Here is a 15,315-nt window from a genome sequence, read left to right on the forward strand (position 1 = left end):
GTGATGTGGCGTTGGTGTGCGCTTAGTTGCCCAGCGCGGCTTTCTGTTCCGGCGTCAGGCGCTTGGCGCTGATGGTCACCACTTGCATGGGGGCGTTGTCGACCTTGGCCACGGCGTGCGGGGCGGCGTGGTGCGCGGGAACGGCGGCGGTGGCCAGGCTGGTGCCGGCGATCAGCACGGTGGCGATGATGAAGATGGCTTCCATGTTTTTGGCGATGTTCATGATGATGCTCCTTGTCGTTGGTGCTGCGTTTGAATGTGTGCTGCGATGAGTGAACTATAGACGCGCCCCATCCACCCCACCATCGGGATGCGACGAACTGCGTTTTTTGCGGGCCAGAATGCGGATAGCCAGCGGGAAGCGCCGCGCGGCGCGGCGGCGGGAAGGGCGCGGGGACAGGACAAAACAGCTATTGCGCCCCATCGGGCGACACTCTAAGCTGGCACTTCGATAGTCTCGGGACAGGACGGCAACGATGACGCTACTCTATGCCAGCACGATTTTTCTGAGCGCCTTCCTGCTGTTCCAGATCCAGCCCATGGTCGGCAAAATGATCCTGCCGTGGTTCGGCGGTTCGGCCGCCGTGTGGAGCACCTGCATGCTGTTCTTCCAGTTGCTGCTGTTGCTGGGCTATCTGTACGCGCACCTGACCGTGCGGTTCCTGCGTCCTCGTCGCCAGGCCGTGCTGCACATCGCTCTGCTGGCCGCCAGCCTGGCCCTGCTGCCCGTCGTGCCGGACGCCAGCTGGAAGCCCGCCGGCGACGCCGACCCCTCGTGGCGCATCCTCGGACTGATGGCGGCGATGATCGGCCTGCCGTATTTCCTGCTGTCGTCCACCGGACCGCTGGTGCAGGCCTGGTATGCGCGCGAGGAGGCGGGGCGCATCCCCTATCGATTGTTCGCGTTGTCCAATTTCGGCTCCCTGCTTGGGCTGCTCAGCTATCCGCTGTTCTTCGAGCCCCGCCTGGCGACGGGCGCCATGTCGCTCGGATGGTCGGCCGGCTATGGCGTGTTCGTGCTGTGTTGCGTCGTGCTATCCACGCGTGGGGCGTGGATGGCGACCGGCGCGTCCATGCCAGCGCCCGCCGCCGCGCCGGATGCGCTGCCGCCCCATGCGTACGCGCGCTGGGCGGGGCTGGCGGCGTTGCCGACGGTGCTGCTGATGTCCATCACCAGCCACCTGACGGAAAATATCGCGCCCATCCCGCTGCTGTGGGTGCTGCCGCTGGTGCTGTACCTGCTCAGTTTCATCCTGTGCTTCGAGGGGGGCGGCTGGTATCGGCGAGAGCGCTACCTGCCCCTGTTCGCCGTCACCGTGCCGGTCATGATCGTGCTGTGCATGTTCCCTCTGCTGCTCAGCGGGAATGTGATATGGCAAGTGCTGTTCTTCAACGCCGGCCTGTTCGTCTGCTGCATGGTGTGCCATGGCGAGCTGGCCAGGCTAAAACCGGCGCCCGCCCGCTTGACGGCCTATTACCTGATGATCGCCGCCGGTGGCGCCCTCGGCGGCGTGTTCGTCGCGCTGCTGGCGCCACGGCTGTTCAACGACAATTACGAACTGGCCATGGCCGCCATCGGCGCGCTGTTGCTGGTGTTTCTCACCGTGTGCCGGGAGCCGGAAGTGGCCATGCCATTCAATCTGTCCGGCGCATCATGGAAGAAGGCCATCGTGTTCACGGCCACGCTCAGCACCTGCCTGTTCGTGGCCAAGGAATTTCTGATCGAACGGGGCATCACCAAGGTCAGGAATTTCTACGGCATCGTCAAGGTGCGCGACGTGGGCGAGGGCAGGGACGCCGCGCGCCAGTTGTCGCATGGAACCATCCTGCACGGTTTCCAGTACCTGCGGGCCGACCGGCGGCGCTGGCCCACGTCCTATTACGGGAGCGCCGGCGGCGCCGGGGTGGGCATCGCCGCCAGCCGCACGGACGCAGCGCAACGGGTGGGCGTGGTCGGCCTGGGCGCGGGCACCATGGCCGCCTATTGCCGGCCGGGCGACTACTACCGCTTTTACGAAATCAATCCGCTGGTCAGCAAGCTGGCCGCGTCAGCGTTCAGTTTCCTGTCCGATTGCAAGGCCACGCTCGAGATCGCCCATGGCGACGCCCGGCTGTCGCTGGAGGCCGAGCCACCCCAGCATTTCGACCTGATCGTGCTGGACGCCTTCTCCGGTGACGCCATCCCCGTCCACCTGCTCACGCGCGAAGCGTTCGGCGAATACTTCCGCCACCTCAATGGCGGCGGCGTGCTGGCGGTGCACGTGTCCAACCTGCACCTGGACCTGGTGCCCGTGGTGCAAAGCGCGGCCGCCTACTACCAGCGTGATAGCTTCCTCGTCGATTCGTACTCGGACCCGCAAGCGGGCCTGACGCGCGCCCAGTGGGTGCTGGTGGGGCGGCCGGCCAGCATCGCCCATCCGGAGCGGATACGGCACGTGGCTGCGCAAGTGCCGCGCCGCAGCGCGATCCGCCCGTGGACGGATGACTACAGCAGTATTTTCAGCATCCTCAAATAAGACAGGACGGCCGTGGTGGCAGATTTCTTGCTTATAATGCAAGCAAGCTGATCCCGATGGTAAAGATGGAAAAATGCCACAGTTGGTGGCGTTTTTTTGCCATTCTTGCACTGATTCGTGCACCATGCGAGAGCGCAGATGTCATTACATGGAGCAACCTCGCCACTCTTGGAAAGATCCGCATGAAAATACGCAGAAAAGTTCTCGTCGCCGCCGTGGCCGCCGCGCTGGGCGCGCCGGCATGGTCGCAACAGGTGCAGTCCGACCAGATCGAGGTGGTCAAGGTCACCGCGCAAAAGCGCAAGGAAGACCCGAGCAAGGTGGCGATGAGCATCAGCGCAGTCACGGGCGCGCAACTGCAAAACGAACACGTCAACGACATCACCGACCTCACGCGCGCGGTGCCGAACGTCTCCTTCACGGCCGCCACCGGCAACGGCGGCGCCGGGCCGGGTACCTCGAACATCGAGATCCGCGGCATCAGCTCGGCCGCCGGCGCGGCCACGGTGGGCATCTACCTGGGCGAAGTGCCGGTCACGGTGGGCAATGTCTACACGATGGGCAATATCGAACCCAAGTTCTTCGACCTCGACCGCGTGGAAGTGCTGCGCGGGCCGCAGGCCACGCTGTATGGCGCCGGCTCCATGGGCGGCACCATCAAGTTCGTGCCCAACGAGCCGGACCTGAAGGAGCGCGAATTCACCACCTACACGGAAGCGTCCAGCACCAAGGGCGGCAGCATGAATTACGCCGCCAACGTGGTCGGCAACTTCCCGCTGGCGAAAGATGAACTGGCGCTGCGCATCGGCGCGCAAGTGCAGCACACGGGCGGCTTCATCAACCAGGTCGATGGCGCCGGCGACACGCTGGCCAACAACATCAACAAGATCGACGACCAGGAACTGCGCGTGGCGCTCAAGTGGTTGCCGACGCGCACGCTGACGGTGTCGCCGTCGATCTACTACCAGAAGGTGAACGCCAAGGACATCGCCGCGTTCAACCTGGAGTTGCCGCGCTACCAGGCGCAAAAGCAGGTGCGCGAACCGTCCAACGACGTGCTGTTCGCGCCCAGCGTGACGGTCAACTGGGACATGGGCGCGGCCGACCTCACGGCCAGCACCAGCTATTTCCAGCGCAAGTTCGACCGCACGCAGAACGGCTCGGCCTACAACAGCTATTCGCTATCGACCTTCCTGACCTCCGTGGCCGATGGCGGCACGGCGCCGCAGGAATTGATCGACGGCGTGGCCGCGCTGCCGTCGGCCGTCTACCTGAACAACCAGGTGCGCCAGATCGCGCAGGAAGTGCGGGTTGCATCCAAGCCGTATGACGCGGCCGTGTCGCCGTGGACCTGGCTGGCCGGCGCCTACTATGCCAACCAGCACACCAATGTGACGGAGAACGACCCCATCTTCGGCGTCGACGCGCTGTTCCAGCAATTCGGCCTCAGTACCTCGGACCCCGATGTGTTGCCGGGCGCGTTCCCGAACGACTTCCCCAACGACAACTCGTTCTCCGGCAACTTCCACTACCGCGAACGGCAGGGCTCGGTGTTTGGCGAGGCCAATTACTACTTCACGCCCACGGTGCACGCCACGGTGGGCGCGCGCTACCTGAAGGCCACCTCGACGCTGTCCCAGCTCAATGGCAACTACCTGGCCGGCGCCGGCAGCAACGGCGGCGGCGAGCAGTCGTCCAAGGCGTTCACGCCGAAATACGCGCTGACGTGGGAGGTCGACCCCAGCAACACCGTCTACACCAGCGTGGCCAAGGGCTTCCGGCTGGGCGGCTCCAACGTCTACGTGCCGCCCACCACCTGCGGCCAGGATCTGGCGGCCAACGGCATCACGGCCGCACCGGGCACCTATGCGCCGGACAGCCTGTGGAGCTACGAGGTCGGCAACAAGTCGCGCTTCATGGGCGGCCGGCTGACCGTCAACGCCGACCTGTTCTACGTGAAGTGGAAGAACATCCAGCAGGGCGTGTATCTGCCGACCTGCGCCTACACCTACAACGCCAACGCGGGCGACGCCACCAGCAAGGGCTTCGAATTCGAGATCAAGGGCAAGCCGGTGTCCGGCCTGACCTTGAGCGCGTCGGGCGGGTACGTGAAGGCGGAACTGTCGAACGATATCGGGCTGCAGTCGGGCATCGTGGGCGCGCACGAGGGCGCGCCTATCCAGGGCGTGCCCAAGTACAACGCGGCCATCAATGCGCAATACAACTTCGCCGTCGGCGAGCGCGGCGCGTTCGTGATGGGGGGCGTGCAGTGGGTGGGCGCCAGCCATGGATCGCTCGATCCGGATCAGACCGATTACCTGCGGCCGGCCTATCACACGGTCGATCTCAGCGCCGGCACGAGTTTCGACCGCGTCAGCCTGACCGTGTTCGTGAAGAACGCGCTGGATGAGGATACGTTGATCCAGCACCCGCAGGTGGCGTCGATCGTGCAGGGTTACCGCGTCAATCCGCGCAGCATTGGGATGAGCTTGTCGAGCAAGTTCTGATGGTAGTTTGAACGTTGGAGCGAAGGCTGATCGGGCAACTGATCGGCCTTTTCATTTTTGGGCTGCCTGGCGCCCGTCAGGTCGCTTCCTGCAACTGCATTTGGACTTGCAGTCCGGCAAGGAACGCCAAGGACGCAGCGACGATGGCTCCCAAGAACGACGTCACGGTTGACTCAAAAAAAATCATACTGACTTCAAGCACTATTTTTTGTCGCAAAAAATTGCATGAATGGACATATTTTGCGCATGTCTAGTGGTGGGTTTTCAGATCATTTTTTGATCAATTTAAGATAAGAAGAATTGTCAACTTTCACAAGTATTTGATTGTACAAGAATTTTTCTTAAAAATTTGAGATAATTGTTGACGCCATTGTTAATAACTTTTGACATGATTATGGATAGCCCCAAACTCACGCACTTCGCTCTCCAACTGCACAACCCGACGTTTGACTCGCCGCTGGTTGATGTCGTCACTGAACTGGAGCATCTTCGGCGCTTACAACTCGGTGGGACTACCCCACCTGAGGTCTTCTTTCAGTTGAAGCAAATATTTCATCTGCTTGAGAGTCTAGGCTCTGCTCGTATCGAAGGCAATCACACTACGCTCGCAGACCTTGTGGAAAACACCGTGCAAGGCAATCCCGGCGATGGCGACCAGATGAAGGAAATCACCAACATCGAAGAAGCTATGAAGTATGTCGATGACGCGATGACGCCCGGAGCGCCGCTCACCGAAACCTTCATTCGTGAGCTGCACAGCATCGCCGTAAATGGCTTACAACGAGAAGGAGACAAGACGCCAGGTGCGTACCGAGAACGCCCGGTCAAAATTGCGATGTCTGCCCATCTGCCACCTGAAGCAATGGCCGTTTCTCAGTACATGAGGGAGCTCACCGACTTCGTAAATCAACACGTAGCCCCCAAGTACGACCTGATCAAAGTTGCCCTTACCCATCACCGCTTTGGCTGGATACATCCGTTCTCCAATGGTAATGGCCGTGTCGTTCGACTGCTCACGTACGCGCTGCTCATCAAGTATGGCTTCAATGTGAAGGACGGTCGCGTACTAAATCCAACGGCAGTTTTCTGCAACGACAGGGAACGCTACTATCAGATGCTCAGCGCCGCCGATACTGGACAAACGGAAGGCATCGACGCATGGTGCACCTACGTACTCGAAGGCATCCTGACTGAACTGAGAAAAGTAGACCGACTTACCCAATATGACTACTTGGAACGACAAATCCTAGTCCCAGCACTGTCAGTTTCACGCCAGCGGCAACTGATTACCATTGATGAATACCACATCCTGCTTGAGGTTGTTAGACTCAAGAGCGCAAAATCTGGTGATCTCAGGAAGGTGATGCCCAAGCTCACTGACAACCAACGAAACTATCAAGTCAAAAAGCTTGTCGAGCGGAAAATGCTACAACCAATCCACGAAGGCGCGAGACAGTATTCGATCTGCTTCACCAACAACTACCTGCTCCGGGGAGTAGTGAAGGCACTAACAGACGAGGGCTTTATCCCCAACTCCCTGGAGGTATAAGTTCATCTTTTAGCTGCGTCGAGTTGCTACGCGACTGTGTAGCTACTCCATTGACTCCTGCGAGCTAGCAGCGTCTTTACCCGTGTCCGTTAATGCCATTGCCTCGCCCTTTGTTGGTTTGCAGTTTTTTCCACTTCGTCGATACCAACAAAAATCCCATCATTTTGTTGGTATCGCATGCTATTGCATAACTTGGGGTGAGACAACAAAAAACCCGCGTCACCTATGAGGCGAGCGGGTTTCGATACTGCGTAATACAGGGTGATGCGTGTTGCTGGTGCCGACTGCCGGTTTCGAACTGGCCACCTGATGATTACAAATTAGCTGAGAAGACCGTATGTCTTTGATTATTAAGCTAATTATACCGTAAACTGTAGAAAGCAAGAGTACTTTAGAATCAGTAACTTACCGTAATTTCGCGAAGTCGATACGAACTGACGGTTGTGCCGAATTTGTACCTCATACGATAGCTTTGCTGGCTATGCCGCGCTTGAGGTGAATGACTGAAAGCTTGAGCTAAGGGAGAAAGCCACTTCGGCGGCTGGTGACGCGACAGCGTTAGAGCTAGAGAGGTTGGCTGCGTCTTGGCTGGCATTGCCGTCAGAAGACAAACACGTCTCGCATAACAAAACGCCCAGATCTTTCGATCTGGGCGATTGCGTATCCCTCTAGGGGAAAAATTTTACTACTGGCCTCGATGGGCGATGAACAGATTATGCCCAACGTCGACCGACACTGCAATCCGGGAGACATGAAGGTCTAGGGGTAGTTTTAGCCTATACGTATAGTTACTTTTGTTCTTGCCTATAAATTTATCATTATTAGGGAGACTTGAATGACTCCCGTGCCAGAGACATACATGACTCTCCTCCCCAGGACATAAATTCGCCGTTTTTGGCTTGATTTGTCATTGCAGAGAGCGTATCTTCATTCTGTCTTAGTTGCAAGAGGTTGTGATGGCTGAAATTATTGATAGCGAAGTGGAGCGTGCGGATCGTCCGAAGAAGGAGGGGCAGCAGGCGTCTTCCAAAAAATGGGGTAAGGCCGTCTTAGGCTTGGGATTTTGCGTCATCCCCTCGCTGCTACTGCGGGGGCAGGCCAGATTGGGAATCAGCCCAGTTCAACTAGTTATTCTTTTGCACATTATCGATCACTGGTGGTACGCGGAACAACTACCCTTCCCCAGCAAGGCCAGTATCGCCAGTAGATGCAACCTCAGTCCTCGACAAGTACAGAGATATCTGACTGAGCTAGAGGACCGTGGATACATTCGGCGCGTTGATCGCTTCGTGGATCACAAAGGTCAGCAAAGCAACTACTACGATTTGAGCGGCCTGGTGGCCCAGCTCAAGAAGCTTGAACCGGAATTTTCCTCCGTTGAAGAATTGCGTAAAGCAGTTGCCAAGCGTGGCGGACTGGCAAATCTTCAAGCTGGCATCATAAAAAATTGAACTCCAATAATGTTGCATTAAAATAATCAAAAGAGATAAGAAGATGGCAATTAGTCGTAGTCCTAATGTGGGTGAGGTAATTCAGTGTGATTTCGGCGACGATTATCCTCGCGACGCCCAAGATGAGGTAATTAAAACAGAGCTGAGCGTAAACACACGTTTGCCACCTGAAATGGTTAAAAAACGCCTCGTCGTTGTACTCAACGGTAAGATGGCCGGTGGGTGTGTGGTGGTGCCAATTTCCTCGTCAAAAAAGAGAGGTCAAAGCACGACAACCTCTAAATTCCATGTTCATATCCCTCCCGGTGTAGTTCGGGGGCACGATTACTTTACTAGCGATGTTGACCGCTGGGCCCTCGCACAACAGGTACAGTTGGTTAGTAAGGACCGGTTGAATCCCTTTCACCCGGACCCAAGCATGACCTTGTCCTTATCTCACGCACTGGTAACTCAGATTCAGAGAGCTGTGGTTAAAGCGATTAGCGCTGGCAGCTTACTCATACCGGATGCAACGACTGCTGCGCCGCAAACTGTTGAGACTGCGCCGGTAGCACAAGTTCCAACGAGTTCCCTCGGCGCAGCATTAAAAGCTGCTCAAACAAAAAAAGCGGCCCGGCCAGAGCCGGTACGTCCCACCGTCTCGTTGGAACAGGGGGAAATGAAGGGACAGGCGGTCCCACCAGACGGTAAGGAAGCCGCCTAGTTCGGACGATGGGTCGCGATTGCGCGCGAATTCGTCTATGACGGTCTGAGCCACAACAAGAGCCACTCGGCCTTCTTGAGTCATCGTCACAACCGCATCCAAGAGGGGAATGTGGTGGTGGTCTTTGGTCAGGTCGAGCCATACCGATGTATCGATTATTAGATTCAAGGAAACTCGCGTCCATTCCCCTCATTTGCGGTGTCGATTTCACTCACTTTCGAAGGACGGATCGTTGGACTTGCCGTTAGTAATTCGCTCAATCGACTTCAGAAAACTCTCCGCTGCCAACTGCTGGTCTTGCGTCAGGCTTCCGTTTGCTATCGCTTTAGAGACATGATCTTGAAAAAGGCTAATGTCCACGAGTTCAGCTATGTTTTCCGCACTCATGCTCACAATGCGCTTTGTTCCAGGATCACCCATAACTTGCGAAGAACCGACTTGCTTAAACTTATCGAGAAGAATTGCACACGCATCCTCACGGTCAAACGCTGGCTGCAACTTCCCTTTTACTAGATCGGGTCCACCCCATCGGTGCCAAGCGAACGAGACCATCGCTAGATTATTGAGTGCCAAGAACTCATCAGTCGTCATTCTAGCAAGCCGGTCATTCACGATTGCCTGCAAATCTGCATACTCAGGTTCTCCCATTGGCGCGAAAGCTGCGCCAGGTGACTCACTGGGTTTGTCGAGATACTGCCTAAATCTGTCCACTGTAAATACGCAGAGGCCAATTGCTGTCCCATTAGACACAAGCTCTCGCAACGTGCGGTGCCGCTCCTGCTCATCCACATGGATCAAAAGATGATTGACAGTTCCCATGAGCCGCCAGTGGATGGGTACTTGAAAAAATCCCCGGCCGGCGTCTCCTAAACTCAGGATTGTGTCGCCAACTTCAAATAGAGCACGTAAAAGTCCTGTAGCAACAGCCGGCGAAATCTCGCGATCAAGGTCGCGCAGACGCTCAAGATATCCACCTGCTTTACTACTTCCGTCTAAGCGAAATATTGTTGCGGATTGCTGCAATAAGCCTACAAGCCCCACGTGATCAGTGGTAGCTAACTCCACAAGGCGGTTTAATTCTGCACGGCGAATGACTTCGTGCGGGACGCCAAATTGGAAATAGATGTCGAAAAGGTCGGGCGAGCAAACACGAAGATCGCCGCGCCAAGACGCTAGCCAGTCGGAATCGGTTCCAGCCTCTCCCCAAGCACTTGCGGCTTTTGGAAACAGGCGAGTGATTATCGATTTTGCGATGTGACGTCGATCGCCAGGCAATTTCTCAAGAACAGCGTCATGGAATTTTCGTACCGGTTCCGTAGGGTCACGATTCTGATTCGCGTGACCCGCGTAATGTTCTCGATTGTTCCGTATCTCCTCATACAGGGTGGGTTCGAAAACGCGTATCGCTTCTATTGCAATAAAGTCCACCGCGTTCACCTCACCGGCCACGGCAGGATAGGAAACGAAAAGGGCATTTGTGAGGCGAACCACGTCTCTCGGCTTTTCAATCAAACGATCAATTCCATCAAAATAGACATTCTCCCAATGGACCTTTTCAAATCGTGTATTACTGAAGGCACCCAATAAGTCATTCAGGTTATCAAATAGATGTTTTCTCAAGCGTGGCTTGTCGATAAGAGGCAACGTAAAGGGGACTTGTACGATCTTTTCTAGATAGGACGCACCATTGATCTTAAGCGAAGTGCCAAGCGCACTAGCCACCACATCGCGATCAAACGACAGTAAATATATTACATTTGGAAAGTCGGCCAGTGCTTTAATAACCTTAAACACTTCGCGGATTTCGTCAGGAGTCAGACGATCTATATCGTCAATGACAAACAGCACTCGGAGTTTAGATTCATTAAGGACCTTCGCAATGTTCTTCTTAAGCTGAGGTAGTTCTTCCTTCTTAATTTTGAACCAGCTCAGAAATGCTGCAACTGGCTTTAATGCCCAAGGAACACCCATGCTAGTTGTTGCTGTGGTTGCCAATCCTGTCGAATACTTGGCCATAAGGTCACCAATTTTTCGAATTGCTGTTGGCTCAAGTTTCAGAGCCGACATGAAGCTTGCTGTAAATTGTGCAGCCAAATGGTCCTTGTCGCTGAACCACCAAGGATTGAAATCGATTACTAGAACTTGTTCCTCAATCGGTTGACTAGGGAAGAATCGAAACCAGATTTTCTGAAAGACGTTATGTTCTTGAGCAGTCTTTTTCGAATTAAGTTGGTACTTAATAAAATTGAGTAATGTGGATTTGCCAATACCCCACTTCCCATTAATCGCCATAACAAGGCCATTCGGGCTAGGTGTTTTGAGTATTGCTTCCGCTATCTGCTCAGCGAACGCTGCGTATCCATAGGCATCATCAGAGGGAGAGGTTTTGGGGGTGTCTGAACCAAGTGAAAGTGATGAGGATGGCAATTTTTCAGAACTAGGCATCAGATACCCCTCCATGCGAAATTAACAACCATTTTCGCATAGTTTTTGCCCAGAAATTCTCAGCTTGTCTATCCAGATGCGAATCGCTGAACCGGATAGCTTTTCCCCTGACTTGCCGCCAAGGTCACTCAGCCTCAGTGCTCCTGAGCGACAGGGAAGCTTGTCTTTTTCAAAGCCCGCGCTTCCATCCGACGATAGCCTCCAACCAACTCTGCGTCATCGATCTCCCTGAACTGGATGACCTCCACCAGCGTGGGGGGGATATGTAAAACCATCCATGCTTCATCTGCCCCCAGTTCGCCCAACTCATCTAAGTCGAAGCGCGTGATTGGATTCACTATCATCGTCTTCGTACTGTTGTCCTCCCAGACCACGAAGTACAGACCGCTCAACTCGATCAGGTAGTGAATCTCCCCGTAACCGAAAACCTCTCCGGCCGGATCGTAAAAGAACTCAGTACGCTCAATACAGGACAGCCGCCATAACGCATCATGGATTGCGCCAATTTCATTCATAACTTGTCTTCTCCGTCGTTGGAATATCTTTCAAAAGAATCAAGAATCAATAGGCTCCGCGCCTGTACCCAGTCGAGGGCGTCCGTCGGCATCCTCATATCTGGCGTCGCATGTTGGCGTTGCATCCCAATTTGAGCAATACCAGAACAATCCGCGTTTCCCCTCTTTGCATTTCAATATGCCAGTTCCACAAGCTGGGCACTCGAGTGCTGCAGAGTTTTTCGAGGTCATATATGTGGTGATCTTCGCTCTCCCTTGAGAAACCATCATTAAAGGCAAATCCCGAAAGAAGGCTTCAGTACGCTCACGCTGAATTTCTTTGGCCGCAGCCTTATCTGCAACCGCCGGAAGCGCGAACGCCAGCCATTCCCTCAGATAATCCAACATGCCTGCAATGAGTTGCTGTTCCGCTCGGTCCTTTTCTACTTGGCGGCCTAGCCGGTTAATAGCCGTAGCGATCCTTGCCTCTACTTCTGACAAGTAATCCTTCTCTTCTTGCTGTCGTAAGAAATCATTAATAGCCGTACGGATAAGGTGTCCGACCGGCAGTCCAATCGAGTCTGACCGTTCTTCAAGTTGCCTGCGCTGTTGTTCATCCAACCGCACGGAATATGTCTGTTTTGCCACCATGTTCAATCCTAAAATTCGTATTGCTAATCCGTACTGCAATCGCCATACATTTCGGAGAATCGCAGTACGTGAGAATTCGCATAATGCCGAATGAAACCACCAATAAAAGCCACCCAGCGCAATACCCCCTTTATGTTCCACTACCTTATTCATGGGGTTGTGGTGAAATGCATTTCGTTGCCGATCTCGCTGTGTATAGCCTTCCGGGGCCACCGCAGCAGCGGCGGGTAGCCAGCTGAACGAGAAGTCGCGTTGAGGGATGCACTTCGGATGCAACAACGCAACGAAAAACTTACATGCGGCTGAGGTGACTCAACAAAAACTCAACAAAAAACTTACACGCCACAACAGAAACCCCACAAATACTCAACAGAAAACTTACATCGCGCCACATCAAGAACAGCAAAGGCGGCGCGTGTACCAGCGCTGGCAATGGATGAAATGGCGAGCGCGAGACATGGAGGCAGTGCTTTCTTATTCATGGATTCACTCCTTACTTTGGTTGACTGAAGACTGGTGCGTAGGTGGGCGAGGGCTAGTAACCATCCCTTTGATATGAGCCAGCGCTTGCTTCGCTGCAGCCTTGTCTGTAGGTCGTGACGTGGCATCGCGGATAGCGGACGATGATTCTTCTTGGCGTGCCCGTCGCGAAGCGACTCGAAGGCCTCCTACGGCTACGAATTCGCCCTTGCTATATCTCGTGACCAAGCCGCGGAACCAACGCATGGCGTTGGTTTTGATGGTGGCTGTCTCCAAAGCGTCAGCTAACTCATCAAGCAAGGCTTGCGCATCTTCCCGAGGTATTGCACGTGCGAGCGATGAAATCCCTTGCCGCTCTAGCTTGGATAACGTGCTCGGAATGTGTAGTGGTTGTTGTTCAGATTCATGTTGTGGTTCTAGTGGTGACGCAGCTATGTCACCGACGTAGGTGACAGGACCTGACACCATCGACCCTGACAAATTGTCACCTGCTGCTTCTTTTGATTGGCGTGGGGGTGACAAATTGTCGGGGTAGGTCTGCGGGGCGATATTGAGCCGGTATTTGTTCGATGTGCATCGGCCATTTCGGGGATCGTGCTGGGCCTTGATAGATACCAGTTTCGCAGCGTCGAAATCCTGAAGCACTCGCTGAACCGTGCGCTCAGAGACGCAGCACTTGCGGGCAATGAACCGAATTCCGGGCCAGCACTCGTCCTTGTCGTTGGCAGCGTCCGCCAATGCCATCAAGATCAGCTTCGGCGTCGGTGATAATTCTTGTTCCCAGGCCCAGTTCATGGCGCGAATACTCATTTGCCTTGTGCGTCATCCAAGATTTGGCTGATGACGCTGGCTTTGAACAAGATGCGCCGGCCGATCTTCACTTTCGCGGGGCGAAGACGATTGGCGAATTCGTTATCGCCGGAGAGAGTGACCCGCAGCCCCTCTGCGCTTCGGCAGAATAGTTCGGCACAGTCACGGAGGGAAAGCAGCACGCCGTAGCGGTGAATCAGGATTTCTTCAGTGGTCATTTCCGGCTCCAATTTATTGATGGAAGCCAATGTAATTTGACGGAACTTGGTCGTCAATTACGCATAAATCGCGAATGTTTCGCAGATTTTCGGAAAATTCTCTGAAATTTATGAGGGGCAAGCTACCCGGGTTTTTGTTTCCGGGCGCTCAAGAATGCAATTTCGGGAATAAGCATTTTTATGGAATCAACCACTTATACTCAATGTTGTATTTGAGATAATTATTGCGCAAATGATTGTTAATTCGGGCGATGATGTGAGATGTTCCTGTTACAAATTGTTTCAACTCTCCCTGTGCCTTTAAGGCTGAAAAGCTTACTCAGTTGATTTCTGAGGCGGTTGCTCTTGTTTTAGCTTGTCGAGCTTTGCCACAAGGTCCTCGGCACGAAGGTGGGTATAGCGGCGCAACATTTGCATCGATTTATGTCCGCTGATTGCTGCCGCTTCCTGATCGGTGAAGCCGGCCTCTACCAGGCGGCTGACGGCCTCATGACGCAGATCGTGGAAGTGAAGGTTAGCAATGCCAACTTCGCGCTTTATGCCATCCCAAATCTTCACAAACTGATAGGGGCGTCGTTCGCCGTCTTTGCCTGGCTCGCCGAAGAACACTAGGTCAGTTTCTTTAGGGCGAATTGGATTTGCCAATGCCTGCTTGAATGCCTCCGTGGCGGCTGGACTGAGAGGGACGGTACGTGCGCTGTTGTTCTTGGTGTCCTTCAGACGAATAACCCGATTTTGCATATCCACGTTGGGTAATCGCAGGTTTAGTATTTCGGACTGCCGCATACTGGTTTCAATTGCGATTCGGACAATCCAGCCCAACATCGGATTACTGTGACGGTCTACTGCATCTAGCAGGCGCTGCTCCTCGTCCTGGCCTAACCTGCGATCACGACCTTGACCTGGGCTTGGCTTGCGGATTGAAGCCACCGGATTGTGTGTGAGGCCCAGCCCCCATTCTTGAATCGCTATGGTGAAGAGATTGCTGAGCAATGCCAGCTCGATTCGCACGGTATTGTTGGACTTGCCGCCTGCAATGCGGTGATCGCGGTATGACGCGACCAGCTCGCTTGATAGCGCAGCCATGGAGTACTTACCGAGGAAGCTGATGATATGCTGGGCGGAAGTCTTCTCGCTGCGCTGGGTGGTCGGCTTCTTCGTTGGAGTCACCTCAGAGAGGTAGCGTTGAAGAGCTTCACTGACGGCGAGACGCTCCGCGCCGGCGCGTGATATGTAGACGCCCCGCACCATCTCATCCTCAGTGCCACGCGCCCAATCAGTGGCGGCGCGTTTGGTGCGAAAAGTCTTGGACGTGATGGGCCAACCCTGCTTGCGGATGATCGCTTTCCACGTGCCGGAATCGGTCTTAACAAATGTAGCCATGAAGCCTCCGTGATCTGTGACTGTACCTAAAGTGTACCCATTCTCGATTCACAAAGACAAACGCCTTACGTGAAAGACACGTAAGGCGTTGAATTCAAAGCTAATTTT

13 protein-coding genes are annotated in these 15,315 nt (G+C 54.8%); 5 read left to right on the forward strand and 8 right to left on the reverse strand.

Going from position 1 to position 15,315, the window contains the following annotated elements:
* Nucleotides 1–22 precede the first annotated feature (22 nt).
* Complete coding sequence (locus AC1RQG_RS01185; protein WP_493127483.1) at nucleotides 23–223, reverse strand: hypothetical protein; 201 nt, start codon at nucleotides 221–223, stop codon at nucleotides 23–25.
* A gap of 253 nt (nucleotides 224–476) precedes the next feature.
* On the opposite strand from AC1RQG_RS01185, the gene AC1RQG_RS01190 reads away from it, so the two are divergent.
* From AC1RQG_RS01190 to AC1RQG_RS01210, 5 genes are all read left to right on the forward strand, one after another.
* The gene (locus AC1RQG_RS01190) at nucleotides 477–2,516 is read left to right on the forward strand and encodes a spermidine synthase (protein ID WP_493127485.1); all 2,040 of its coding nucleotides are present in this window, start codon (nucleotides 477–479) and stop codon (nucleotides 2,514–2,516) included.
* Between the two features lie 182 nt (nucleotides 2,517–2,698).
* The gene (locus tag AC1RQG_RS01195) at nucleotides 2,699–5,023 is read left to right on the forward strand and encodes a TonB-dependent receptor (protein ID WP_493127487.1); all 2,325 of its coding nucleotides are present in this window, start codon (nucleotides 2,699–2,701) and stop codon (nucleotides 5,021–5,023) included.
* Nucleotides 5,024–5,417: 394 nt separating this feature from the next.
* Nucleotides 5,418–6,572 carry a Fic family protein gene (locus AC1RQG_RS01200; protein WP_493127489.1) on the forward strand — a complete coding sequence of 385 codons (1,155 nt, stop codon included), beginning with the start codon at nucleotides 5,418–5,420 and terminating at the stop codon, nucleotides 6,570–6,572.
* Between the two features lie 956 nt (nucleotides 6,573–7,528).
* A complete protein-coding gene (locus AC1RQG_RS01205; protein WP_493127491.1) occupies nucleotides 7,529–8,023 on the forward strand; it encodes a helix-turn-helix domain-containing protein in 495 nt (164 codons plus the stop codon).
* Between the two features lie 43 nt (nucleotides 8,024–8,066).
* Nucleotides 8,067–8,726: a type II toxin-antitoxin system PemK/MazF family toxin gene (locus AC1RQG_RS01210; protein ID WP_493127493.1), complete on the forward strand. Its 660-nt coding sequence runs from the start codon at nucleotides 8,067–8,069 to the stop codon at nucleotides 8,724–8,726.
* A 207-nt stretch (nucleotides 8,727–8,933) separates the two neighbouring features.
* Here AC1RQG_RS01210 and AC1RQG_RS01215 read toward each other — a convergent pair whose 3' ends face one another.
* The 7 genes from AC1RQG_RS01215 to AC1RQG_RS01245 all read right to left on the reverse strand — a co-directional run bounded on the left by AC1RQG_RS01215 (nucleotide 8,934) and on the right by AC1RQG_RS01245 (nucleotide 15,207).
* Entirely contained in the window at nucleotides 8,934–11,171 is a 2,238-nt protein-coding gene (locus AC1RQG_RS01215) for a KAP family P-loop NTPase fold protein (protein WP_493127495.1), read from the reverse strand.
* A gap of 134 nt (nucleotides 11,172–11,305) precedes the next feature.
* Nucleotides 11,306–11,686, reverse strand: coding sequence for a hypothetical protein (locus AC1RQG_RS01220; protein ID WP_493127497.1), 381 nt, complete (start codon nucleotides 11,684–11,686; stop codon nucleotides 11,306–11,308).
* A gap of 39 nt (nucleotides 11,687–11,725) precedes the next feature.
* Nucleotides 11,726–12,469 carry a hypothetical protein gene (locus AC1RQG_RS01225; RefSeq protein ID WP_493127499.1) on the reverse strand — a complete coding sequence of 248 codons (744 nt, stop codon included), beginning with the start codon at nucleotides 12,467–12,469 and terminating at the stop codon, nucleotides 11,726–11,728.
* 182 nt (nucleotides 12,470–12,651) lie between these two features.
* Nucleotides 12,652–12,798 carry a hypothetical protein gene (locus tag AC1RQG_RS01230; protein ID WP_493127501.1) on the reverse strand — a complete coding sequence of 49 codons (147 nt, stop codon included), beginning with the start codon at nucleotides 12,796–12,798 and terminating at the stop codon, nucleotides 12,652–12,654.
* A gap of 4 nt (nucleotides 12,799–12,802) precedes the next feature.
* Nucleotides 12,803–13,606: a helix-turn-helix domain-containing protein gene (locus AC1RQG_RS01235; RefSeq protein WP_493127503.1), complete on the reverse strand. Its 804-nt coding sequence runs from the start codon at nucleotides 13,604–13,606 to the stop codon at nucleotides 12,803–12,805.
* Nucleotides 13,603–13,824, reverse strand: a complete 222-nt coding sequence (locus AC1RQG_RS01240; RefSeq protein WP_493127505.1) for a DNA-binding protein — start codon at nucleotides 13,822–13,824, stop codon at nucleotides 13,603–13,605. Before AC1RQG_RS01240 ends, AC1RQG_RS01235 begins: the two co-directional genes overlap by 4 nt.
* Before the next feature lie 315 nt (nucleotides 13,825–14,139).
* Nucleotides 14,140–15,207, reverse strand: coding sequence for a tyrosine-type recombinase/integrase (locus tag AC1RQG_RS01245; RefSeq protein ID WP_493127507.1), 1,068 nt, complete (start codon nucleotides 15,205–15,207; stop codon nucleotides 14,140–14,142).
* Nucleotides 15,208–15,315: the final 108 nt, after the last annotated feature.

The organism is Rugamonas sp. GW822-FHT03B10, from assembly GCF_058801745.1.